This is a genomic window from Actinoplanes lobatus (genome assembly GCF_014205215.1).
Taxonomy (GTDB): Bacteria; Actinomycetota; Actinomycetes; order Mycobacteriales; family Micromonosporaceae; genus Actinoplanes; species Actinoplanes lobatus.
Map to the genome: position 1 here is coordinate 3,207,313 of NZ_JACHNC010000001.1, position 21,234 is coordinate 3,228,546.

21 protein-coding genes and 1 tRNA gene are annotated in these 21,234 nt (G+C 71.6%); 7 read left to right on the top strand and 15 right to left on the bottom strand.

The features are described from left to right. The first annotated feature begins 33 nt into the window (after window positions 1-33). The 3 genes from BJ964_RS14920 (at window position 34) to rdgB (ending at window position 2,690) form a co-directional block, all read left to right on the top strand. Window positions 34-1,263 (top strand): glycosyltransferase, encoded by a 1,230-nt coding sequence (locus BJ964_RS14920; RefSeq protein ID WP_188121223.1) that lies wholly within the window; start codon window positions 34-36, stop codon window positions 1,261-1,263. A gap of 10 nt (window positions 1,264-1,273) precedes the next feature. Then, on the top strand, window positions 1,274-2,002 hold the full coding sequence (gene rph, locus BJ964_RS14925) for a ribonuclease PH (RefSeq protein ID WP_188121224.1): 729 nt from the start codon (window positions 1,274-1,276) through the stop codon (window positions 2,000-2,002). A 73-nt stretch (window positions 2,003-2,075) separates the two neighbouring features. Continuing rightward, window positions 2,076-2,690 (top strand): RdgB/HAM1 family non-canonical purine NTP pyrophosphatase, encoded by a 615-nt coding sequence (gene rdgB / locus BJ964_RS14930; protein ID WP_188121225.1) that lies wholly within the window; start codon window positions 2,076-2,078, stop codon window positions 2,688-2,690. Here the strand turns inward: rdgB and BJ964_RS14935 are convergent, their stop codons facing one another. The 7 genes from BJ964_RS14935 to BJ964_RS14965 form a co-directional block, all read right to left on the bottom strand. Then, a complete protein-coding gene (locus BJ964_RS14935; RefSeq protein WP_188121226.1) occupies window positions 2,691-3,935 on the bottom strand; it encodes an alpha/beta fold hydrolase in 1,245 nt (414 codons plus the stop codon). Between the two features lie 68 nt (window positions 3,936-4,003). Further along, window positions 4,004-5,539 carry a histidine ammonia-lyase gene (gene hutH, locus BJ964_RS14940; RefSeq protein WP_188121227.1) on the bottom strand — a complete coding sequence of 512 codons (1,536 nt, stop codon included), beginning with the start codon at window positions 5,537-5,539 and terminating at the stop codon, window positions 4,004-4,006. Between the two features lie 150 nt (window positions 5,540-5,689). After that, complete coding sequence (gene hutI / locus BJ964_RS14945; RefSeq protein ID WP_188121228.1) at window positions 5,690-6,838, bottom strand: imidazolonepropionase; 1,149 nt, start codon at window positions 6,836-6,838, stop codon at window positions 5,690-5,692. Then, window positions 6,835-8,118 carry a formimidoylglutamate deiminase gene (locus tag BJ964_RS14950; RefSeq protein WP_188121229.1) on the bottom strand — a complete coding sequence of 428 codons (1,284 nt, stop codon included), beginning with the start codon at window positions 8,116-8,118 and terminating at the stop codon, window positions 6,835-6,837. The genes hutI and BJ964_RS14950 overlap by 4 nt, the downstream gene beginning before the upstream one ends. Beyond that, on the bottom strand, window positions 8,115-9,269 hold the full coding sequence (locus BJ964_RS14955; protein ID WP_188121230.1) for an allantoate amidohydrolase: 1,155 nt from the start codon (window positions 9,267-9,269) through the stop codon (window positions 8,115-8,117). The genes BJ964_RS14950 and BJ964_RS14955 overlap by 4 nt, the downstream gene beginning before the upstream one ends. Window positions 9,270-9,342: 73 nt before the next feature. Further along, entirely contained in the window at window positions 9,343-10,974 is a 1,632-nt protein-coding gene (gene hutU / locus BJ964_RS14960) for a urocanate hydratase (protein WP_188121231.1), read from the bottom strand. Window positions 10,975-10,988: 14 nt separating this feature from the next. Further along, window positions 10,989-11,831: a MurR/RpiR family transcriptional regulator gene (locus BJ964_RS14965; RefSeq protein WP_188121232.1), complete on the bottom strand. Its 843-nt coding sequence runs from the start codon at window positions 11,829-11,831 to the stop codon at window positions 10,989-10,991. Between the two features lie 240 nt (window positions 11,832-12,071). On the opposite strand from BJ964_RS14965, the gene BJ964_RS14970 reads away from it, so the two are divergent. Beyond that, window positions 12,072-12,893, top strand: a complete 822-nt coding sequence (locus BJ964_RS14970) for an MOSC domain-containing protein (protein WP_188121233.1) — start codon at window positions 12,072-12,074, stop codon at window positions 12,891-12,893. Window positions 12,894-12,936: 43 nt separating this feature from the next. After that, window positions 12,937-13,875 carry an expansin EXLX1 family cellulose-binding protein gene (locus BJ964_RS14975; protein ID WP_229806835.1) on the top strand — a complete coding sequence of 313 codons (939 nt, stop codon included), beginning with the start codon at window positions 12,937-12,939 and terminating at the stop codon, window positions 13,873-13,875. 53 nt (window positions 13,876-13,928) lie between these two features. Here BJ964_RS14975 and BJ964_RS14980 read toward each other — a convergent pair. The 4 genes from BJ964_RS14980 to BJ964_RS14995 all read right to left on the bottom strand — a co-directional run bounded on the left by BJ964_RS14980 (window position 13,929) and on the right by BJ964_RS14995 (window position 15,932). Next, window positions 13,929-14,012: transfer RNA gene (locus tag BJ964_RS14980), tRNA-Leu, on the bottom strand. 78 nt (window positions 14,013-14,090) lie between these two features. Continuing rightward, window positions 14,091-14,828, bottom strand: a complete 738-nt coding sequence (locus tag BJ964_RS14985) for an HNH endonuclease signature motif containing protein (protein ID WP_188121234.1) — start codon at window positions 14,826-14,828, stop codon at window positions 14,091-14,093. Window positions 14,829-15,012: 184 nt separating this feature from the next. After that, complete coding sequence (gene bcp / locus BJ964_RS14990; RefSeq protein ID WP_188121235.1) at window positions 15,013-15,489, bottom strand: thioredoxin-dependent thiol peroxidase; 477 nt, start codon at window positions 15,487-15,489, stop codon at window positions 15,013-15,015. Window positions 15,490-15,509: 20 nt separating this feature from the next. Continuing rightward, window positions 15,510-15,932, bottom strand: a complete 423-nt coding sequence (locus BJ964_RS14995; RefSeq protein WP_188121236.1) for an S-adenosylmethionine decarboxylase — start codon at window positions 15,930-15,932, stop codon at window positions 15,510-15,512. Window positions 15,933-16,167: 235 nt separating this feature from the next. Here BJ964_RS14995 and BJ964_RS15000 point away from each other — a divergent pair, with 235 nt between their 5' ends. Beyond that, entirely contained in the window at window positions 16,168-16,539 is a 372-nt protein-coding gene (locus tag BJ964_RS15000; RefSeq protein ID WP_188121237.1) for an Asp23/Gls24 family envelope stress response protein, read from the top strand. Here the strand turns inward: BJ964_RS15000 and BJ964_RS15005 are convergent, their stop codons facing one another. The 4 genes from BJ964_RS15005 to BJ964_RS15020 all read right to left on the bottom strand — a co-directional run bounded on the left by BJ964_RS15005 (window position 16,540) and on the right by BJ964_RS15020 (window position 19,512). Continuing rightward, window positions 16,540-17,508 carry a hypothetical protein gene (locus tag BJ964_RS15005; RefSeq protein WP_188121238.1) on the bottom strand — a complete coding sequence of 323 codons (969 nt, stop codon included), beginning with the start codon at window positions 17,506-17,508 and terminating at the stop codon, window positions 16,540-16,542. After that, entirely contained in the window at window positions 17,505-18,245 is a 741-nt protein-coding gene (locus BJ964_RS15010) for a DsbA family protein (protein WP_188121239.1), read from the bottom strand. The genes BJ964_RS15005 and BJ964_RS15010 overlap by 4 nt, the downstream gene beginning before the upstream one ends. A gap of 150 nt (window positions 18,246-18,395) precedes the next feature. After that, window positions 18,396-18,887, bottom strand: a complete 492-nt coding sequence (locus tag BJ964_RS15015) for a MauE/DoxX family redox-associated membrane protein (RefSeq protein WP_188121240.1) — start codon at window positions 18,885-18,887, stop codon at window positions 18,396-18,398. A gap of 76 nt (window positions 18,888-18,963) precedes the next feature. Next, the gene (locus BJ964_RS15020; RefSeq protein ID WP_188121241.1) at window positions 18,964-19,512 is read right to left on the bottom strand and encodes a sigma-70 family RNA polymerase sigma factor; all 549 of its coding nucleotides are present in this window, start codon (window positions 19,510-19,512) and stop codon (window positions 18,964-18,966) included. A gap of 56 nt (window positions 19,513-19,568) precedes the next feature. On the opposite strand from BJ964_RS15020, the gene BJ964_RS15025 reads away from it, so the two are divergent. Then, window positions 19,569-21,233 carry a copper resistance CopC/CopD family protein gene (locus BJ964_RS15025; protein WP_188121242.1) on the top strand — a complete coding sequence of 555 codons (1,665 nt, stop codon included), beginning with the start codon at window positions 19,569-19,571 and terminating at the stop codon, window positions 21,231-21,233. Window position 21,234: the final 1 nt, after the last annotated feature.

Sequence of the window (21,234 nt, forward strand, 5' to 3'; positions counted from 1 at the left end):
GGACCGGGTAGTACGTGACCTTGGAGTTGTTGCATGCGTATCGTTCGCCTGGCCAACTTCGTCACGGTTCACACCGGTGGCCTGCGTACGGCACTGCGCCAGCTCGGCCGCGGCTACCAGGCCGCCGGTCACGAGGCGGTCCTCGTCATCCCCGGCCGCCGCTACTCCGACAAGATGACCAAGCAGGGCCGCGTCATCACGCTGCCCAGCGCCCCGCTGCCCCGCACCGGCGGCTACCGGGTCCTCGCCGGCCGCCGTGAGCTGGTCAAACTGCTGGACAGCCTGGAGCCGGACCGGATCGAGGTCTCCGACCGCACCACCCTGCGCTGGACCGGCAACTGGGCCCGGCAGCGCGGCGTCCGGTCGATGATGGTGTCCCACGAGAGCCTGGCCGGCCTGCTCGGCGTCTGGGGCATGCCGAAACGGGACGCCCTTGCCGACCGGTTCAACCGGCGCACCGCCGAGGCGTTCGACACGATCGTCTGCACCACCTCGTTCGCCGCCGCCGAGTTCCGCCGGCTGGACGTGCCGAACCTGGTGGAGGTGCCGCTCGGGGTCGACCTCAAACTGTTCCACCCGAGCAAGATGGACGTCGCGGTGCGGTCCCGCTACGCCCGGCCGGACGAGCTGCTGATGGTCTACTGCAGCCGGCTGTCCGCGGCGAAACGGCCCGAGCTGGCCGTCGACACGGTGGCCGCGCTGCGCAACGGCAAGGTGCCGGCGGTGCTGGTGATGGCCGGCGACGGGACCCGGCGGACCGCTCTGGCGTACCGGGCGGCCCGGCTGCCGGTCCGCTTCGCCGGGCACATCTCCGACCGTTCGGCCGTGGCCGCGCTGCTGGCCAGCGCCGACGTGGCGCTCTCACCCGGTCCGGTGGAGACGTTCGGCCTGGCGGCGCTGGAGGCGATGGCCTGTGGCACGCCGGTGGTGGTGAACGAGCAGAGTGCCCTTCCCGAGGTGGTCGGCGACGGCGGGATCGCGGCGGCCGGCACCGCCGAGGCGTTCGCCGACGCGGTCAGCCGGCTCATGGAACGACCCCGGGTGGAGCGCCGGGGCGCCGCCCGTGAACAGGCCGAACAGTACGGCTGGCCGGAGGCGGTCGCCGGGTTCCTCCAGGCGCACGAGGCGGTGCCCGCGCCGGCGGCCGCGCCCGCGCTGATCAGGCCCGCGGTGCCGTCCCGGCCGTACCTCCCGTCGCCGCGGCGCACCACACCCGCCCGGGAGGCCGGGGCGGACGAAGCCGGTGCGGCCCGCTACGCATAGGGTTGGGGGCATGGCGCGACCCGACGGCCGAGCGGCCGACCAGCTGCGGCCGGTGACCCTGTCCCGGCGATGGAGCATCCACCCCGAAGGTTCGGTGCTGGTGGAGTTCGGCAACACCCGGGTGCTGTGCACCGCGAGCGTCACCGAGGGGGTGCCGCGCTGGCGCAAGGGCTCCGGCCTCGGCTGGGTGACCGCGGAGTACGCGATGTTGCCCCGGGCCACGAACACCCGCGGCGACCGGGAGAGCGTCAAGGGCAAGGTGGGCGGGCGCACCCAGGAGATCTCCCGCCTGATCGGCCGCAGCCTGCGCGCCTGCATCGACCTGAAGGCACTGGGGGAGAACTCGATCGTTCTCGACTGCGACGTGCTCCAGGCCGACGGCGGCACCCGGACAGCGGCGATCACCGGGGCCTATGTGGCGTTGCACGACGCCGTCACCTGGCTGGCCGAGCGCAAGTCGCTGGCCGGGAAGATCGAGAAGGTGCTGCACACCTCCATCCAGGCGGTCAGCGTCGGCATCATCGACGGCGAGGCCCGGCTCGATCTGATGTACGACGAGGACGTGACCGCCGAGGTCGACATGAACGTGGTCTGCACCGGCGGGGGCGACTTCGTCGAGGTGCAGGGGACGGGGGAGAACGGCGTGTTCCGCAGGGCCCAGCTGGACGCGATGCTCGACCTCGGTGTGCTCGGGTGTGCCGAGCTGGCCGCCGCGCAGGCTAAGGCGCTGGCCTCATGAGCGAGCTTGCGAGCGAATCATTCGGCTCAGTCTTGAACTCATGCCGGCACCGGAGCGAAGCGGAGGTGACGGCATGAGCGCCCGGCTGCTGCTTGCGACCGCCAACAAGAAGAAGCTCGTCGAGTTGCAGCGCATCCTCGACGCGGCGCTCGGCGTGGCGCAGATCGAGCTGGTCGGTCTCGGCGACTTCCCGAACTACCCGGACGTGCCGGAGACCGGCCTGACGTTCGGGGAGAACGCGCTGATCAAGGCCCGGGAGGGCGCTAAGCGTACCGGCCTGGCGACCGTCGCCGACGACTCCGGCCTGGCGGTGAACGCGCTCAACGGCATGCCCGGCGTGTTCAGTGCCCGCTGGTCCGGCGGGCACGGCGACGACCAGGCCAACTTGGACCTGGTGCTGGCCCAGGTCAGCGACCTGCCGGACGAGCACCGGGGCGCCGCGTTCGTGTGCGCGGCCGCCCTGGTCCTGCCGAACGGGCGTGAGCACCTGGTCGAGGGCCGCCAGACCGGCCGGCTGCTGCGGTCCGGCCGCGGCGACGGCGGGTTCGGCTACGACCCGATCTTCGTGGGCGACGGCCAGGACCGGACCAACGCCGAGCTCAGCCCGGGCGAGAAGGACGCCATCAGCCACCGCGGGAAGGCCTTCCGCGAGCTGGCCAAGGTGATCGCCAAGGAACTGCCCCGCTAGCTATTCGCGGACCATGGTCAGGAGCCGGTCCAGGACGCGTTCCTCCCGGCCCAGACCGTCGTGGGCGTACTCGTTGGTGACCCACGGTCGCAGGTTCCCGATCGCGGCCGCGGTGGCCAGCGACATGTCCCGGTCCACGTACATGTCGTCGTGGTAGATCGCGGCCGCCACCGGAACCTCGTTGGCGGCCAGCCGCGCCGGGTCGTAGAGGGCCGGCCAGTCGGCCTTTCCGGCGATCCGGTCCGCGGCATCGGCGAGCGGCGCCAGGGCCGGATCCTCGGTGAAGTGCCAGGGATAGATCATCTCCCCGGTGAACCGCACCGGCCCGCCCCGGTCCAGGTCGAACGCGCCGAACTCGGCCCGCACGCGCTGGGCCGCCCACCCGGTCGCCGCGCCCTGCCCGTAGATCGCCTCGTGCAGCACGGCGTAGAGCGGATCCTCGGCGAAGGAGACCACGGCGTCGACCCGGCGCAGGAACACCTCGGACAGCTCGGGCCCGGCGAACGCCTCCTCCAGCAGGTGGTGCAGTTGGTCGAAACGGGCCGCCGAACCCAGGCCGATGCCGAGCGCCTGGAACCGGTGCGGGGTGAGCCGGTCCCCGCCCGGCAGCCGCGCGTCCTGCTCCCGCAGCGCGTCCACCACCCGGCGGGCGATCGCCTCGTCCTCCGGATAGCGGGCGAAGTAGCGCTCGTTCTGCGCCAGCACCCGCGGGTAGGCGGCCCGGTACACGTCGTCCGCGGTCGCGGTCAGCCCCGGCAGCCCACCCGTGATGACCACCTCGCGCAGCCCTTCCGGCGCGAAACTCAGGTAGGTGACCGCACAGAACCCGCCGAAGCTCTGCCCCAGCACACTCCACGGCCGGTCGCCGGTCAGATGCCGCCGGAGCAGTTCCGCGTCGGCGACGATGGCGTCCGCCCGGAACCGGGCGAGATGGGCGGCCGGGTCGCCGATCCCCGCCAGCGTCTGCCGGGTGAGCGGCGTGCTGCGCCCGGTGCCGCGCTGGTCGAGCAGCACCACCCGGTAGTCACGGGCCGCCCGGCGCAGCCACACCGGCAGTTCCCGGGGCGCCCGGTGTCCCGGACCACCCTGGAGGAAGAGCAGGAACGGCCGGCCTTCGGCCGCCGGATCGGCCTCCCGCACCTCCCGCGCGAAGATCTCGATGCGCGGTCCGTCCGGATCCCCGTGAACCAGGGGTACGGCCAGCGTGTGCTCGGCGAAGACGAGCCCGGAATGACGATGGATCACTCCCCGATCCTGCCGTATCCACCGCCCTCATCAGCGACAGGCGGTCCCGGTGAGTGCCCTCCGGGAGGTCAGCTGAGCGGGCCGACCGTCGTCTCGATGGCGGTGCGCAGGGCCGGGCCGGCGACCACGGCGCGGGTCTGTTCCAGGACCGGGGCCAGGAACACGTCCGGGCCGGGAGCGCCGGCGAACGGCTCGACGGCGGCCAGCGCGGCCCGCCCGGCCGGGGAGGCGGTGAGCGGGGCGCGCAGTTGCAGGCCGCGGACGGCGGAGAGCAGTTCCACGGCGAGCAGGCTGGTCAGGTTGTCCAGGACGGTCCGCAGCTTCTTGGCGGCCGCCCAGCCCATCGACACGTGGTCCTCCTGCATGCCGCTGGTCGGCAGGGAGTCCACCGAGGCCGGCGACGCGAGGCGGCGGTTCTCGGCGACGATCCCGGCCGCCGTGTACTGGGCGATCATCAGGCCCGAGTTGACGCCCGCGTCCGGCGACAGGAACGGCGGCAGGTCGCGGGAGCGGGTCACGTCGAGCAGCCGGTCCACCCGGCGTTCGGCGATCGCGCCCACCTCGGCGGCCGCGATGGCCAGGAAGTCGGCGGCGAACCCGAGCGGCGCCCCGTGGAAGTTGCCGGTCGACTCGACCCGCCCGTCCGGCAGCACCACCGGGTTGTCCACCACCGACACGAGCTCGCGTGAGCTGACCAAAAGCGCGAAGTCGAGGGTGTCCCGGGCCGCCCCGGCCACCTGCGGGGCGCACCGTATCGAGTAGGCGTCCTGTACGGCGTGCGCCAGGTCGTCGCGGTGCGAGTCCATGATCGCCGAGCCCTGGAGCAGCCGGTGGATGTTCGCGGCCGACGCGGCCTGCCCCGGGTGCGGCCGGATCTCGTGCAGTTCCGGCAGGAACGGCCGTTCCGAGCCGAGCATCGCCTCGATGGCGAGCGCCGCCGTCACGTCGGCCATGGTGAACAGGTGCCGGGCGTCGGTGATCGCCAGCAGCAGCATGCCGAGCATGCCGTCGGTGCCGTTGATCAGCGCGAGGCCCTCCTTCGCGGCCAGGTCGAGCGGTTGCAGCCCGGCGGCGCGCAGTGCCTCCGCCCCGGCGATCCGGGAGCCGTCCTTGCCGACCACCCAGCCCTCGCCGAGCAGCACCAGCGCGCAGTGCGCGAGCGGCGCCAGGTCACCGGAGGCGCCGAGCGAGCCGTGTTCCGGCACCCACGGCGTGATGTCGTGGTTGAGCAGGTCCACGAGGCCCTGGGCGAGCACCGGCCGCACCCCGGAACGACCCAGGGCCAGCGACCGGACCCGCAGCAGCATCATGGCCCGCACCACTTCGCGGGGCATCGGCGCGCCGATCCCGGCGGCGTGCGAACGGATCAGCGCGTGCTGGAGCTCGGCCCGCCGGGACGGGTCGATCGACGTGCTGGCGAGCGCGCCGAATCCGGTGGACACGCCGTAGACGGGCCGCCCGGACGCCTCGATGCCGTCGACGATGGCCCGGCTCGCGGCCATCGCCTCGACGGCGGCGGGTGCGATCTCGACGCGGGCGTCGGTGCGGGCCACGGCGACGACGTCGGCGGCGGACACACCGGTGGAAAGAACAGTGACGATCATGCCGCCACCTCCGCTTCGCTCCGGCGTCGACATGATTTCAAAACTGAGTTCAATGATTCACTCGCAAGCTCGCTCATGCCGCCACCTCCGCTTCGCTCCGGCGTCGACATGATTTCAAAACTGAGTTCAATGATTCACTCGCAAGCTCGCTCATTGCGGCACTCCGTGGTGCAGAACGGTTCGGATCAGGGGGACACCCGGCCGGTAGGCCAGGTGCAGGTGCGAGGGCGCGTCCAGGACGATCAGGTCGGCGCGGGCGCCGATCGAGACCCGGCCCAGGTCGGTGCGGCGCAGGGCGGTCGCGCCACCCAGGGTCGCCGCCGCGACCGCTTCGCTCGGTGTCAACCGCATCTCCCGTACGGCGAGAGCGATGCAGAACGGCATCGACGACGTGTACGACGACCCCGGATTGCAGTCGGTGGCCAGCGCGACGGTGACGCCCGCGTCCAGCAGCCGCCGCCCGTCCGGGTAGGGCGACCGGGTGGAGAACTCGGCGCCCGGCAGCAGCGTGGCCACCGTGTCCGAGGAGGCGAGCGCGTCCACGTCGGCGTCGTCGAGGTGGGTGCAGTGGTCGGCGCTGGCCGCCCCCAGCTCCACGGCCAGGCGCACACCCGGCCCGGGGCCCAGCTGGTTGGCGTGCAGCCGCAGGCCCAGCCCGTGTTTCGCGCCGGCCAGCAGGACGGCGCGGGCCTGATCGGCGTCGAAGGCGCCGCGCTCACAGAACACGTCGACCCATTTCGCGTACGGCGCGACGGCCTCCACCATCTCCCCGCACACCAGGTCCACATAGTCGCCGGGGCGGTCCGCGTACTCGGCCGGAACCACGTGCGCCCCGAGGAACGTGGTCTCCTCGACGATCTCGGCGGCCACCCGCACGGACCGCTGCTCGTCGGCGACGCTCAGGCCGTACCCCGATTTGATCTCGATCGTGGTGGTGCCCTGCCGCAGCGCCTCGCCCACCAGGCGCCGCGCATTGCGGCGCAGCTCGTCGTCGGACGCGGCGCGGGTGGCGGCGACGGTGGTCCGGATGCCGCCGCCGGTGTACGCCTCCCCGGCCATCCGCGCCCCGAACTCGGCCGCCCGGTCACCCGCGAAGACCAGGTGCGCGTGGCTGTCCACGAAGCCGGGCAGCACGGCGGCGCCGTCCGCGTCCAGCGCCGAGTCGGCGGCCGGCGCGGACGAGACCGGCCCGATCCAGGCGATCCGGTCGTCCTCCACCACGACGGCGACGTCGTGCACGATCCCCAGCCCGGGATCGTTGGTGAACAGCTCACCGATGTTGGTGACCAGGAGACTCATGTCGCCACCAGCACCTTCGCCAGCTCGCGGGGCACGTCGACCAGGGTGTGCCGGCCCTCGGAGACGATCCGCCGCCCACCGGAGATCACGTGGGTGACGTCGGCCGCGGTGGCCGCGAAGATCACCTGATCGGGCCGGGCGCCGACGGTCCGGACGCCGTCCAGGTTCACCGCCACCAGGTCGGCGCGCTGCCCGGGTGTGATCGTCCCGGCGTCGTCCCAGCCCAGGGCCGCGTGCCGGGCCGCCGCCGCGACCAGTTCGGCGGCCGGGAAGTGGCCGCGGCTCTCGCTGGCCAGCCGCTCGTTCATCTCCAGCCCGCGGATCTCCTCGAACGGGTCGATCACCGCGTTGCTGTCGCTGCCCAGGCTCAACGGCACACCCGCGTCGGCGAGCCGCCGGGCCGGGCCGATGCCGTCGGCCAGGTCGCGTTCGGTGGTGGGGCACAGGCACACCCCGGCGCCGCTGCCGCCGAGCAGCTTGACGTCGCCGTCGGTCAGGTGGGTGGCGTGCACCGCCGTGGTCCCCGGCCCGAGGATGCCGTGCCGGTCCAGCAGCTCGGTCGGCGTGCAGCCGTGCACGGCCCGGCACTGCTCGTTCTCGGCCCGCTGCTCGGAGAGGTGCACGTGCAAGGGTGTCCGCCCGGCCAGCACGGCCAGCTGGTCGGCGGGCACCGCGCGTACCGAATGGAGGGCCGCACCGATCCGGGCGTGCGGCGCGGCGGTCAGCGCGCCCACCCGCTCGGCCCAGCGTTCCGCGTCGCCGTCACCGAACCGCTCCTGCACGCCCTCCAACGGCGCCCCGTCGACCCGCGACGTCAGGTAGAGCGTGTCCAGCAGGGTGATCCGGATCCCGGCCTCGCCGGCGGCCTGCAACAGCGCCGCGCCCATCGCGTTCGGATCGTCGTAGCGGACCCCGCCGGGCGCGTGGTGCAGGTAGTGGAACTCGCCCACGCAGGTGATCCCGGCCAGCGCCATCTCGGCGTAGACGGCCCGCGCCAGCGCCAGATAGCCGTCCGGGTCGAGGGCGCCGGCGACCGCGTACATCTGCTCCCGCCACGTCCAGAAGCTGCCCGTGCCGGTGTGGGTACGCCCGCGCAGCACCCGGTGGAAGGCGTGCGAGTGGGCGTTGGCGAGACCGGGCAGCACCAGGCCGGGCAGGCGCTCGCCCGTCGCCGGGGCGCCCGGGGTGACCGCGGTGAACCGGCCGTCCACCACCTCGATCCGGACGTCCTCCGCCACCCGGTCACCCAGCCAGGCGTACCTGGCGTGGTAGACGCTCACGTCAGCGCCTCCAGCACCCGGGCCAGCGCCTCGACGCCCGCCTCGCAGTCGGCGTCGGAGGCGTGCTCGGCGGGGGAGTGCGACACCCCGGTCGGGTTGCGGACGAACAGCATGGCGGTCGGCACGTGCGCGGACAGCACCCCGGCGTCGTGGCCGGCGCCGGTCGGCAGGATCGGCGCGCCGCCCAGCAGGTCACTCAACCGCACGGCCAGAGCGTTGTCGAAGGCCACCTCGCCGGTCACCGACTCGGCGGTCACCTCCACCCCGGTGCCGTCCCGGCTGGCCCGCTCGGTCGCCTCCCGCACCACCGACCCGACCAGCTGATCGAGGGTGCCGGTGTCCGCGGCCCGGGCGTCCAGCCAGCCCCGCACCAGCGACGGGATGGCGTTCGTGGCGTTCGGCTCGACCTGCACCCGGCCCATCGTGGCGTGCGCGCCGGCCAGCCGGGCCTCCCGGTCGGCGACCAGCACGGTGAACGCGAACGTCTGCATCGGATCACGCCGGTCGGCCATCAACGTGGTGCCGGCATGGTCACCGACGCCGGTGAAGTCCATCCGCCAGCGGCCGTGCGGCCAGATCGCGCTGGCCACCCCGACCGGGACGGTCAGCGCCCGCCCCTGCTCGATGTGCAGCTCCACGACCGCCGACAGGGTCCGCACGCGCGGATCGGCGCCGGCCGGCTGCCGCCCGAGCGCCTCCGCGAAGGTGACCCCGTCGCGATCCCGCAGCGCGGCGGCCTTCTCCGGCGCGATCGCGCCGGTCAGCAGACGAGACCCCAGACACGGTACGCCGAAGCGCCCACCCTCCTCCTCGGCGAACGCCGCGACCACCACCTTCCGGTCCCGCGGGAGCTCGTCGACGGCGAGGAAGGCGCTCACGATCCCGAGCGGCCCGTCGTAGCCGCCACCGTGCGGCACCGAGTCGAAATGCGATCCGGTCAGCACGGTCCCCGGCGCCCACGGCTCGGCCCGCCACGCGAAGAGGTTGCCGTTGCCGTCCTCGGTGACCGTCATGTCCCGCTGGGCGGCCTGCCCGCGGAACCAGTCGCGCAGGGTCAGCTCGGGTGCGGTCAGCGCGTACCTCAGATAGCCGCCGCCGGCCGCCCGCCCGACCGGCGCGATCTCCGCCCAGAGTTTCCCGAACTCGCTCATCGCGACGCCTCCGCTGCGCTCCGGCGTCGCGATGAGTTCAAGACTGAGCCTGATGATTCGCTCGCAAGCTCGCTCATGGCCGCATCGGGATCTTCACGTCGCCGGCGCATCCCGACTCGTATCCGGCGTCGACGTGCCGCAGCACCCCCATCGCCGGGTCGTTGGTCAGCACCCGCTCGATCTTCTGCCCGGCCAGCGCCGTCCCGTCGGCCACGCACACCTGCCCGGCGTGGATGCTGCGCCCGATGCCCACCCCGCCACCGTGGTGGATCGACACCCAGCTCGCCCCGGACGCCGTGTTGACCAGCGCGTTCAGCAGCGGCCAGTCGGCGATCGCATCGGAGCCGTCGAGCATCGCCTCGGTCTCCCGGTACGGCGACGCCACCGACCCGGAGTCCAGGTGGTCCCGCCCGATCACGATCGGCGCGCTGACGTCCCCGCGCGCCACCATGTCGTTGAACCGCACGCCGGCCTTGTCGCGTTCGCCGTACCCGAGCCAGCAGATCCGCGCCGGCAGCCCCTGGAAGGCGACCCGTTCCCCGGCCATCCGGATCCACCGCGCGAGCGGCTCGTTCTCCGGGAACAGGTCCAGCACTGCGCGGTCGGTGGCGGCGATGTCGGCCGGGTCCCCGGAGAGCGCGGCCCACCGGAACGGCCCCTTGCCCTCGGCGAACAGCGGCCGGATGTACGCCGGAACGAACCCGGGGAAGTCGAAGGCCCGCTCGTACCCGGCCAGTTTCGCCTCACCGCGGATCGAGTTGCCGTAGTCGAACACCTCGGCCCCCGCGTCCTGGAACCCGACCATCGCCTCGACGTGCACGGCCATGCTGGCCCGGGAACGGTCGGTGAACTCGTCGGGTTTCGTCCGCGCGTACTCGGCCATGTCGTCCAGCTCGACGCCGAGCGGGAGATAGCTGAGCGGGTCATGGGCGCTGGTCTGGTCGGTGACGATGTCGATCGCGACACCGTTCCGCAGCAGCGTCGGGAAGACCTCGGCCGCGTTGCCGACCACGCCGACCGACAGCGCCTTCCGGTCGGCCTTCGCCTGGAGCGCGATCGACACCGCCTCGTCCAGGCTTCCGGCGATGACGTCCAGGTAGCGGGTGTCGACCCGGCGCTGGAGACGGGTGCGGTCCACGTCGACGATCAGGCAGACGCCGCCGTTCATCGTCACGGCCAGCGGCTGCGCGCCGCCCATGCCACCGCAGCCGCCGGTCAGCGTCAACGTCCCGGCGAGGTCGGCGCCGAACCGCTTGGCGGCCACCGCGGCGAACGTCTCGTACGTGCCCTGGAGGATGCCCTGCGTCCCGATGTAGATCCACGAACCGGCGGTCATCTGCCCGTACATGGTCAGGCCCAGCTGCTCCAGGCGCCGGAACTCCGGCCAGGTCGCCCAGTCGCCGACCAGGTTCGAGTTCGCGATCAGCACCCGCGGCGCCCACTCGTGGGTGCGCAGCACACCGACCGGCTTACCGGACTGCACCAGCAGCGTCTCGTCGCCGCGCAGCGTGTCCAGCTCCCGCACGATCGCGTGGAACGACGGCCAGTCCCGCGCGGCCCGGCCGGTGCCTCCGTAGACCACGAGATCCTGTGGCCTCTCGGCCACATCCGGGTCCAGGTTGTTCATCAACATGCGCTTGGCGGCCTCCTGCGGCCAACCCATGGCGGTGTACGCCGTACCGCGCGGCGCCCGGATCTCGGACATCGAAGTCTCCTCCCTCAGGCCAGAAAAACGTGCCGGCGAGCGGCTGTCGCCTCGAACTCCTCGAGACGGCGCTGCACCGGCTCGGGGGCCGCGTCACACATCGCCTGCAACAGCACCATGGCCATCGCCATCGGGCCGGTGTGCAGGTCGAAGACGAGTTGCGTGCCCACCGCGGCGGGCAGTACGACGTCGGCGTGCTCGGCCACCGGGCTGATCGCCGAATCGGTGATCGCGACCACCGCGAGACCGGCCGCCCTCGCCTCGCGGACGGCCTCCACCGACTCGCGCGGATAGCGGGGAAGCACCATGGCCAGCATGGCACCGGCGCCGTCCGCGCGGGCCTGATCCAGCCGGTCCAGCAGGCTCGTCCCGCCCCCGTCCAGCACCCGCACGCCGGGGAACACCTTGGCCGCGAAGTACCCGAAATACGCCGCCAGTGGGGCCGCGGCCCGCAGGCCCAGCACCGGAAGCGGGCGGCTGCCGATCAGCAGGGCGGCCGCACGGCGTACCTCATCGAGGTCGTGCAACTGTTCGCCGAGCCGCCGCAGATGCTCGGTCTCGGCATGCACCGCGCGCTGCATCGGGTTCAGCTCGGTCGGCAGGCCGGGCTCGTCCACGGTCAGCTCCCGCAGCTCCCGCCGCAACGCCGGATAACCCGAATAGCCCAGCGCCATCGCGAACCGGGTCACCGACGGCTGGCTCACCCCGGCCAGATCGGCCACCTCGGCGGCGGACAGATACGCCGCCTTCGACGCGTGCTCCACCAGGCAGTGCGCGATCCGCCGCTGGGTGGGCGTCAGGCGCGCGCCCTGGAACAGGCCCAGCAACCCAGCCGATTTGATCGCTCCGTCATTCACGAGAGCAGCTTATGCATAAAATCTTTCAGGACGCCAGGGTCCTCACCCGATGCAACACCCCGGAGCCGCAAAACGAGACGGGCCGGACCCCCGAGGGGAACCGGCCCGTCCAGGCTGACCTGCGTCAGGCGACACCCAGCCCGACAGGGCTGAAATCGATCAGTCGAAGGCGCGAGCCTGATCGATCAAGGGAAGTTGGGAAACCCTGTTCCCATGGGCCGTTGTGGCAGGCTGGGCGGCATGCGGATCGCCTCGCTCCACACGTACCCCGTCAAGGGTTGCCACCGGCTGAACCACGACGAAGCGCGAGTCGAACCGTGGGGCCTCGCCGGCGACCGGCGATGGATGATCGTGGACGCCGAAGGCGTCGGCATCACCCAGCGGGACGCGCCGCTGCTGACCCGGCTGACCGCCCGGCCGCGGCCCGGCGGAATCCACCTCAGCGCACCCGGCCTGTCCGATGTCGACATCGCCGAACCCGGTGCCGACGCCACCGCCAAGGTCCGCATCTTCCGCAACAAGACGCCCATTCCGGCCCGCGTCGCCGACACCACCTGGGTCTCCACCCTGCTCGGCCGCGACGCCCGCCTGGTCTGGCAGGCCGACCCCACCACCCGCGCCCTGACCGATTCCGTCCTCACCGGCGACAGCGTCAACCTCGCCGACGGCTACCCCGTCCTGCTCGCCAACACCGCCTCCCACGACGCCCTCAACGACTGGCTTCTGGAAGGCGGCGACGAACCCGTCCCCATCCACCGCTTCCGGCCCAACATCGTCGTCACCGGCGCCCCGGCCTGGGCCGAGGACGACTGGCACGGCCGCCGCCTGCGCATCGGCGACCTCACCTTCCGCGTCGCCGGAGGATGCGCCCGCTGCCTCGTCACCACCATCGACCAGGAGACCGGCGAAACCGGCCGGCAGCCGCTGCACATTCTCGGCCGCCACCGGCGCTTCGGCACCGAACTCCTCTTCGCCGTCAACCTCATCCCCGACCGGCCCGGCGTCATCCGCGTCGGCGACCGGGTCACCCCGCCGGGCGACCGCGTCTTAGGAGAGTCTTAGAAGAATTGCCCCCACCCCTCCGGGGCGACCAGGATGCCTGGTCGTGAGTGCTCATCGACCGAAGTTCACCGCCCGATGGCTCGCCGCCGGCGGCGCCGCCGTCCTCGCCGGCATCATCGGCGTCGCCATGATGCTGACCAACGGCGGATCCGCATGCGCCGCGCCACCGAGCACCACGACCAAAACCGGCAAGGCCACCTTCTACGACCTCGCGGGCACCAGCGGCAACTGCTCCTTCGAGGTCCCGGCCGACGACCTCTACGTCGCGCTCGGCCCCAGCCAGTACTCCGAGGGCGCGTCCTGCGGCGCCTACCTCGACGTCACCGGCCCCAAGGGCAAGGTCCGCGTCAAGGTCTTCGACTCCTGTCCCGAATGCCCGGCCGGGCACCTCGACCTGAGCCGCACCGCGTTCAAGAAGATCGGCGACGAGATCGACGGCATCATCCCGATCAAGTACAAGCTGGTCACCAACCCGTCCACCCCGGCGCCGATCAGTGTGCGCATCAAGGAGGGCGCGTCGCAGTACTGGTTCGCGGCCCGCATCGACAACCACGCGAACCTGCTCTCCTCGGTCAAGGTCGCGAGCGGCGGCGGCGCTTTCAAGACCGCCCACCGCACCGACTACAACTACTGGCTCATCGACGCGGGCGCGGGCCCCGGCCCCTACAAGATCAAAATCACCGATGTGTACGGCAACACCGCCACCCTCACCGGCATCAGGATGAGCCCCGGCACGGTCCAGAAGACCGGCGTCCGCATCGCCGGCGGTTCCACCACGGTGACCTCGAAGACCACCGCCCCCACGGTGAAGGCCACCACGTCCCCGGCCGCTTCCCCCGCCGCGAAGAAGCCGGCCGCCGCCACCCCGCCCCCGTCGGTGCCGGCCTCCGCCGAGGTCGACCCGCTCCTCGAGTCGGCGGTCGCCGAACCCGAACCCACCCAGCCTCTCGTCGACCTGGCCGCCGCACCCAGCAGCTGCTGACGTCCCCCACGGAGAACGGCCCGGTCCACTGGACCGGGCCGTTCCCGTTGCGGTGCGGAAGAGGGGAATCGAACCCCTACGCCCTCTCGGGCACGGGCACCTAAAACCCGCGCGTCTGCCGATTTCGCCACTTCCGCCCTATTTGCCCCTCAAGCCAGAGCGTTGTGAAGAGTGTAAACGGTCCGCTCGGCCTGTGGCGTCTCGCTTGCCACCGATCATTCCGTGATCGTGGCCCGATCGAGGTCGGGGGTTCGGGGCCGCCACGGCAACGGCGTCAGCGTCCCATGTGTTTCCCAACGACGCATCAGCGCATACACCTGACGACGCTCGCAGCCCAATTGCCGGGCGGCGTCGGCGACGGCCAGCTCCTTGCGCTGCACTTTCTGGAGCACTTCGGCCCTTTCCTCCTCGGTGGTCGCGCATTGTGCAGGCTGCTCCACCGGGCTTCCCCGGTCGTCCACCCGGACCATCGGCACTCGATGGCGAGGTCGGTTCCGGCCCGCGTAGGTGGCCGTCTGGCTGTGGCAGTTCGGGCAGAGGAAACGGAGGTTCTCCGCCTGGCAGTTCCAGAACCGCCCGTCGATATGATCGACCTGGAGGGTGAGGGGCCGTCCGTTCCAGGAACCATCGATGCCGCACTCGGTGCAGCGATAGGCGCGGCCCAGGTCCTCGAGTGCCCGGCGGAGCACCGTGGGTGCTTGCCGCTTGGCGTCGGGCGGGCGTTCGATCAGGATCTCGCCGGGTCCGCGCCGGCGCGGATTGCGCGTCCCTGGCATGTGGGCACGACCGAGGAAGTGTGACGTGTCGATCCCCAGCTGCGTGATCCGGCGGCGCAGGTAGGCGTGCGATCCACCGTTCAGTCGCAGGTTCAGGTGGCGAAGTACTCCGGACATCGAGGTCGAGGCGGCGACCGCCGCGGTCAGCATTTCGCGGGTGTACTTGACGTATGACATGTTGTCGACTGTACACCCCTCGGGGGTGGCTGGAAAGCGCGCACGGCGGCCGCCTTGCGGGTTGGTACCGCATGACGACCGCCGTGAGATCCCGGACCGCCGCGCCGTGCCGGCGATTGAACCCCTCATCGGCTTGGGTGGCCCGGACCTGTAGGTTTTCGCCCGGCTTTTCCGGTGGCCGGGATCAGTCGAGGCCGAGGTCGCGGCGGAGCTTGGCGACGTGCCCGGTGGCCTTGACGTTGTAGAGGGCGCGCTCGATGACACCGTTCTCGTCGATGACGAAGGTGGAGCGGATGACGCCGGTGACCGTCTTGCCGTAGAGCTGCTTCTCACCGTACGCCCCGTAGGCCGTGAGGGTGCTCTTGTCCTCGTCGGCGACCAGCGGGAACGTGATGGCGTCGTGCTCGCGGAACTTGGCGAGCTTGGCCGGCTTGTCGGGGGAGATGCCGACGACCTCGTACCCGGCGGCCTGGAGGGAGGCCAGCGAGTCGCGGAAGTCGCACGCCTGCTTGGTGCAGCCGGGCGTCATCGCGGCCGGGTAGGCGTACAGCACGACCTTGCGCCCGCGCAGGTCCTTGAGGGAGAGGCTGTCGCCGGTGTCGGTGGGGAGGGTGAAGTCGGGCGCGGCGTCGCCGGCGCTGAGACGCACGTTTTCAGTCATGGACCCGACGATAGTGCGGATCAGCCGGGCACCCGCTGAGTGCTCCACAGACGGCGGGCGGCGGTGAGGTCGCGGGGCCATTCCTCACCGCGGCGGGTGAGGGAGTGTTCGGTGATCCGGAAGTCGCCGAGGAGACGGTGGAATTCGTCGAGCACGTCGTTTTCGTGAAACGGCTTGCAGGAGAAGACGTTGATGAGGATCTCGCGCAGATGCGGGTAGGTGTGGATGGCGGCGTGCGATTCGGCGAGGATCACCACCGCGGATTTTCCGGCCTTTTCGGGCGGGCCGGTCTCGGTGGCGACCAGGGGGCCGGCGATGACCGTCATGCCGATGCGATCGACCAGGTCGCGCATGAACCGGGTGAGGGCCGCGTCGTCGTCGAGGGCGCTCGTGTCGGCGATGCCGGAGAGCCGGAGGGTGAGTTCGTCGCCGTAGTGGGACATAACTGTAAGTTAGCAATGTGAAACGGCGCGTGACAATCGATGGGCATGCCAACCCGAACAGCCTCGGGAATCCGTTTCCGCAGTCATTCCGGTCACCGTTTTCCGGTGCTTCGCGCATATCGGGAGAACGGAAACAACAGCGGTCGGCAGCGTGTTCTGCGCATCGAGTATCAGCCTTGTGTCACCCGGGAGGGTACGCTCCCGGCATCGACGTCGAGAGTGGAGATCAGCGCAGATGAGCGAGGTTACGGACGGCACCACGCAGGCGGGCACCACCACCGTCTCCAGCGAGGTCGTCGAGAAGATCACGGTCGCGGCCGTCAAGTCCGTGCCGGGTGTCGCGGACCTGGGTGGTGACGTGGCCCGGTTCTTCAACAACGTGCTGGACCGGGTGGGCCTGGACCAGGTCGGTGACGCGAGCCGCGGTGTCTCGGCGAAGGTCAGCGGCAGCGACGTGACGGTGACCGTGGTGCTGGTCCTGGAGGCCGGCCGGGTGGTGGCCGAGGTGACCACGGCCGTCCAGGAGGCGGTGACCGCGGCGCTGCGGGGTTACGGCCTCAACGTCCTGGCCGTCAACGTGAACGTGGACGACATCGCCGGGGTCTGATCAGACGGTCGTGGGCGCGGGGACCGCGGCGCGGAGCCGGAGCACACCGGTGAGCGCCAGCCCGGCGCCCGCCCCGATGGCGATCGCCACGGCGGCGCGGGCGAGCCAGGCCGGTCCGGCGGCGGGGACGACCGCGGCGAAGAAGACGTCGGCGCTGCCGAAACCGGCGAAGGCGGCCAGGATGAAACCGGACAGCGCCAGGTAGAACGGCGGGTGACGGTAGGCGGCCGCGCAGGCCAGCAGGCCCGCGACGATCGGTACGCCGGACCAGCCCTCGCCGTCCAGGGCGCGTGCTGTCGCGTACCCCAGGGTGGGAAGCCCCGCGACGAGGGTGAGGACGCGCACCGAGCCGGACCACCGCCGGGCGATGAGGGTGACGGCGAGGCCGATGAGGGCCGCGCCGGCCCACCAGGCCCAGGCGGCCGGGGGTGGCTCGTAGTCGAGGGTGCCCTGGATGTCGAAGGTCCGCACCTGGTCGCGCAGCGGGACCACCCACTCGCGGAGCCGGTGCGGCTGATCGGGCATCACCCCGGCGGGCAGGGCCGGCTCGGTCCACTGGGTGCGCTGGTCGTGCCAGCGGACCGTGGTGTCGCTGGAGATCTTGCGCCAGGTGGGCGCCGCGGTGGGGTCGGCGGCGGGTGGGAGCGCGGTGCCGCCGTCGCGGGTCTCGTTGAGGTACGTGGCCGGCGAGCCGGTGTTCTGATAGGTGCCGTCCGGCCGGACCTCCAGGTAGGGCTCGCCGGAGTAGCCGAGGATCTCGATGGCCCGGCCGGTGTCGTTGCCGAGTTCGAGACGGGCGCCGCCTTCGACGACCCGGACCCGGAGCCCGTCCATCGGATTGCTGAGCCCGGTGACGGTGACCCGGTAGGAGCTGACCTCGGTGGTGTCGCCGGCGTGGGCGGACGCCGGAGTGGCCGGCGCGAGGACCGCGACGGCCACGGCCAGGACGAGACCGGCGAACCGTCTCATCCGGCGGCCTTCTCGACGGTCTGGGTGATCAGTTCGGCGCTGGGCACGGTGTTGTTCTCCCCGGTGAGGGTCTTGCCGTCGACGACGATCGTCGGGGTGCCGGTGTGGCCGCGCCCGAGGAACGTCTCGGTGGCCTGGGCGGCCCACGCCTTGTACGTTCCCTCGTTCACCGCGTTCTTGAAAGCGTCGCTGGTGAGGCCGACCGTGGCGGCCAGCTCGATCATCCTGGCGTCGCTGAGGCCGTCGCTGTTCTCCGCCGGCTGGTTGGCGTAGAGCACGTCGTGGAACTCGGTGAACTTTCCCTCCTCCGCGGCGGCGGCGGACGCGGCGGCGGAGCGGGTCGAGTACTCGGTGCCGTTGGAGAAGCGGTCCAGGATGGCGACCGGGTGGAACCGGAGGGTGATCTTGCCGTCGGTGGCGAGCTGCTTCAGTGTGGGCCCGGTGGTCGCCTCGAAGTTGCCGCAGGACGGGCACATGAAGTCCTCGTAGACGTCGACGGTCACCGGCCCGGCGCCGGTGGCGAAGGCGGTGCCCTCGTCGACGGCCGAGGCGGGCGTGGTGACCTTGCCCTCGTCCTGACCGGACAGCACGGTGTAGCCGATCAGGCCGGCCACGAAGAGGACCAGGACCACGGCGACCGAGGTCCACAGCGTCACGGTGCGGCGCCGCTCGGCGGCCTTCTGCTCGGCGACGATCTGCCGCGCCTTGACCGCCCGGTCCCTGCTGCCCTTGCTCATCGCGCCACCTCCACTTCGCTCCGGTGTCGCGATGAGTTGATGACTGAGCTGAATGATTCGCTCGCAAGCTCGCTCATCGCGACACCTCCGCTTCGCTCCGGTGTCGCGATGAGTTGATGACTGAGCTGAATGATTCGCTCGCAAGCTCGCTCATTGTTCCCCCATGAGTACGCCGTCGACTGAGAACCGGGTGCGGGGACGCCACACCAGGATCCCGGAGAGTGCCAGGAACGCCAGGTCACGCAGGATGTCGACGGCGTACCCGGGGGTCTCGCCGGCGCCCAGCTCGCCGCCGGTGCTGAAGCAGCCGCAGTCGATGCGCAGGCCCTGGGTCCAGGCCCAGACGATGCCGGCGATGAAGACCGTGATCAGCACCGCGGAGATCGCCGCGGTGAACCGGGTGGCGAGGCCGATCAGCAGGAGTAGCCCGAGGGCGATCTCCAGGAACGGCTGCACCGCGCCGACGATCTTGGCGGTGTCGTACGACATGAGCTGGTAGGCGTGGACCGCGCGGGCCGAGTCGGCGAGGTCGCCGACCTTGAACGAGCCGGCGACGAGCCAGACGGCGGCCAGGCCGAACCGGGCTCCCGTGGAGATCCACGGCCAGGCCGCGGCCATCCGGATCTGCCGTGTGGTTTCCATGGTCACATCCGGTTAGTCGGACTTCGCGGCGCTTCGGTTCCCCGAGATCACCCATCCGCAGCATGTTCACAGGAAGCTAGCTCGCCCGTGCCCGCGCCACCGCGGTGATCAGCTCGTCGCGGGCGCGGGCCACCCGGGAGCGGATCGTGCCGACCGGGACCGACTCGACCTCGGCCGCCTCCGCGTACGACAACCCGATCACCTGGGTGAGCAGGAAGGCGGTCCGGCGCTCCTCGCTGAGGCGGCTGAGCAGGTCGGCGCTGCTGAGCCGGTGCGCCGGGTCGGGCGCCGGCAGATCAGTGACCGCCTGCGCGGCGAGCCGGACGTCGAGGCGGCGCCGGCGGACCACCGACCGCAGGTGGTCGGCGCAGGTGCGCCGGGCGATGCCGAGCAGCCAGGTGCGGACACTGGACCGGCCGGCGAAGGTGTCCAGCGCGCGGAAGGCCCGCAGGAACGTCTCCTGGGTCAGGTCGTCGGCCGCGCCCGGATCGACCAGGGCGGCGGTGAAACGCCAGACCTCGGTCTGGGTGGCGCGCACGAACGCGGCCTGCGCGGCCGGGTCGCCGTCACGGGCGGCCAGGGCCAGCGAGGTGGTCTCGTCCGTCTCCGCGTCACCAACCGTCACGAGGCGTCATGGTACGCGCTCCGCCGTTCCCGGTACGGATCTGGAACCATGCAGGGATGCCAGTCAAGACCATTGAGCGACGCCGGGTACTCGCCGTGCTGGCCGGGCTACTTCTCGGATTGTTCGGGCCGCTGCTGGCCGCGGCGCCGGCGAGTGCGCATGCCGCTCTGGTCGGCAGCGATCCGGCCAACGGCTCGGTGGTCCCGGACGCGCCGAACCGGGTGACGCTCACGTTCAGCGAGTCGGTGCAGCTCATCAGCGACAGGATCCAGGTCCTTGCGCCGGACGGCTCCCGTGCGGACCAGGGTGAGCCGACGGTCAGCGGCTCCCAGGTGACGATCCCGCTGCGCTCCGGCGGCGGCCGCGGCACGTACCTGGTCAGCTACCGGGTCACCTCGGCAGACAGCCACCCGGTCGCCGGCACGGTCACCTATTCGGTGGGCGCGGCCTCGACCCCGCCCTCGGGGGCTCAGGAAACCGACGTCGACGTCGATCCGGTGGTCGGCGCGCTCATTCCGATCGGCAAATATCTGGGGTACGCGGGACTCGTGCTCCTGGTGGGCCCGGTCCTCGTGCTCGCCCTGCTGTGGCCGCACCGGCTGGACCGGCGCGGACCGGGCCGGGTCATCTGGACCGGCATCGGGCTGGTCGCCGGCAGCACCCTTCTCGGACTGTGGCTCCAGGCGCCGTACACGCTGGGCACCGGCCTGTTCGAGGTGACCGTCGACGACCTGCGTGACGTGCTGGGCAGCACGTTCGGTGCGGTCATGCTGGTCCGGCTCGGCGTGGTCGTGGCCTCCGCGTTCCTGCTGCGGCCGCTGCTGACCGGCCCGGCCGGCGGCGAGTCACGGCTCGACCTGGCGCTGCTCGGCGTCCTCGGGGTGACCGCGCTGGCCACCTGGCCGCTGACCGGGCACCCGACCGCCTCACCGGTGCCCGGGGTGTCGGTGGTGATCGACGCGCTGCACCTGGGTGCCATGGCGGTCTGGCTGGGTGGCCTGGTGATGCTCTTCGCCTTCCTGCTGCCCCGGGCCGACGCCCGTGAGCTGGGCGCCATCCTGCCGATCTGGTCCCGCTGGGCCGCCGCCGCGGTCGGCGCGCTGATCTTTGCCGGAGTGGTGCAGGCGCTCATCGAGGTGTCGACCCTGGACGGGCTGATCAACAGCACGTACGGCCGGATGATCCTGGCCAAGGTCGGGCTCGCCGCGGCCGTGCTCGCGGTTGCCGCCCTCTCCCGCAAGATGGTCAAGTCGCGGGCCGCCGCCGAGACCCCCGGACCGCTGCGCCGCATCGTGCTGGCCGAGCTGGCGATCACCGCGGTGGTGCTCGGCGTCACGTCGCTGCTGGTCCAGGAGCCGCCGCCGCGGACCGCCCAGGCCGTCGAGTCCGGCCCGGTCAGCACCACGGTGGACCAGACGCTGACGTCCGAGAAGATGTCCCTCCAGGTGTCCATCTTCCCGGCCCAGGCCGGCAACAACTCGATCCATCTGTACGCGTACACGCCGGACAGCAAGCCGCTGCCGGTCGTCGAGTGGAAGGCGACCGCGTCGCTGCCGGCCAAGAACCTGGAGGGCATCGAGGTCCCGCTGCTGCGGATCACCGACTTCCACGCCATCGGGGACGTCAACCTGCCGTACCCGGGGGACTGGGAGTTCAAGTTCACCGCCCGTACCACGGAGATCGATCAGACCACCCTGACGATGACCGCCAAGATCTCCTGAC

Excerpts from the sequence above, each read along its gene's own strand:
- BJ964_RS14920 (WP_188121223.1), top strand. The coding sequence starts at position 34 with ATGCGTATCGTTCGCCTGGCCAACTTCGTCACGGTTCACACCGGTGGC.
- rph (WP_188121224.1), top strand. The coding sequence starts at position 1,274 with ATGGCGCGACCCGACGGCCGAGCGGCCGACCAGCTGCGGCCGGTGACC.
- rdgB (WP_188121225.1), top strand. The coding sequence starts at position 2,076 with ATGAGCGCCCGGCTGCTGCTTGCGACCGCCAACAAGAAGAAGCTCGTC.
- hutH (WP_188121227.1), bottom strand. The coding sequence starts at position 5,539 with ATGATCGTCACTGTTCTTTCCACCGGTGTGTCCGCCGCCGACGTCGTC.
- hutI (WP_188121228.1), bottom strand. The coding sequence starts at position 6,838 with ATGAGTCTCCTGGTCACCAACATCGGTGAGCTGTTCACCAACGATCCC.
- BJ964_RS14955 (WP_188121230.1), bottom strand. The coding sequence starts at position 9,269 with ATGAGCGAGTTCGGGAAACTCTGGGCGGAGATCGCGCCGGTCGGGCGG.
- hutU (WP_188121231.1), bottom strand. The coding sequence starts at position 10,974 with ATGTCCGAGATCCGGGCGCCGCGCGGTACGGCGTACACCGCCATGGGT.
- BJ964_RS14970 (WP_188121233.1), top strand. The coding sequence starts at position 12,072 with ATGCGGATCGCCTCGCTCCACACGTACCCCGTCAAGGGTTGCCACCGG.
- BJ964_RS14985 (WP_188121234.1), bottom strand. The coding sequence starts at position 14,828 with ATGTCATACGTCAAGTACACCCGCGAAATGCTGACCGCGGCGGTCGCC.
- bcp (WP_188121235.1), bottom strand. The coding sequence starts at position 15,489 with ATGACTGAAAACGTGCGTCTCAGCGCCGGCGACGCCGCGCCCGACTTC.
- BJ964_RS14995 (WP_188121236.1), bottom strand. The coding sequence starts at position 15,932 with ATGTCCCACTACGGCGACGAACTCACCCTCCGGCTCTCCGGCATCGCC.
- BJ964_RS15000 (WP_188121237.1), top strand. The coding sequence starts at position 16,168 with ATGAGCGAGGTTACGGACGGCACCACGCAGGCGGGCACCACCACCGTC.
- BJ964_RS15005 (WP_188121238.1), bottom strand. The coding sequence starts at position 17,508 with ATGAGACGGTTCGCCGGTCTCGTCCTGGCCGTGGCCGTCGCGGTCCTC.
- BJ964_RS15010 (WP_188121239.1), bottom strand. The coding sequence starts at position 18,245 with ATGAGCAAGGGCAGCAGGGACCGGGCGGTCAAGGCGCGGCAGATCGTC.
- BJ964_RS15015 (WP_188121240.1), bottom strand. The coding sequence starts at position 18,887 with ATGGAAACCACACGGCAGATCCGGATGGCCGCGGCCTGGCCGTGGATC.
- BJ964_RS15025 (WP_188121242.1), top strand. The coding sequence starts at position 19,569 with ATGCCAGTCAAGACCATTGAGCGACGCCGGGTACTCGCCGTGCTGGCC.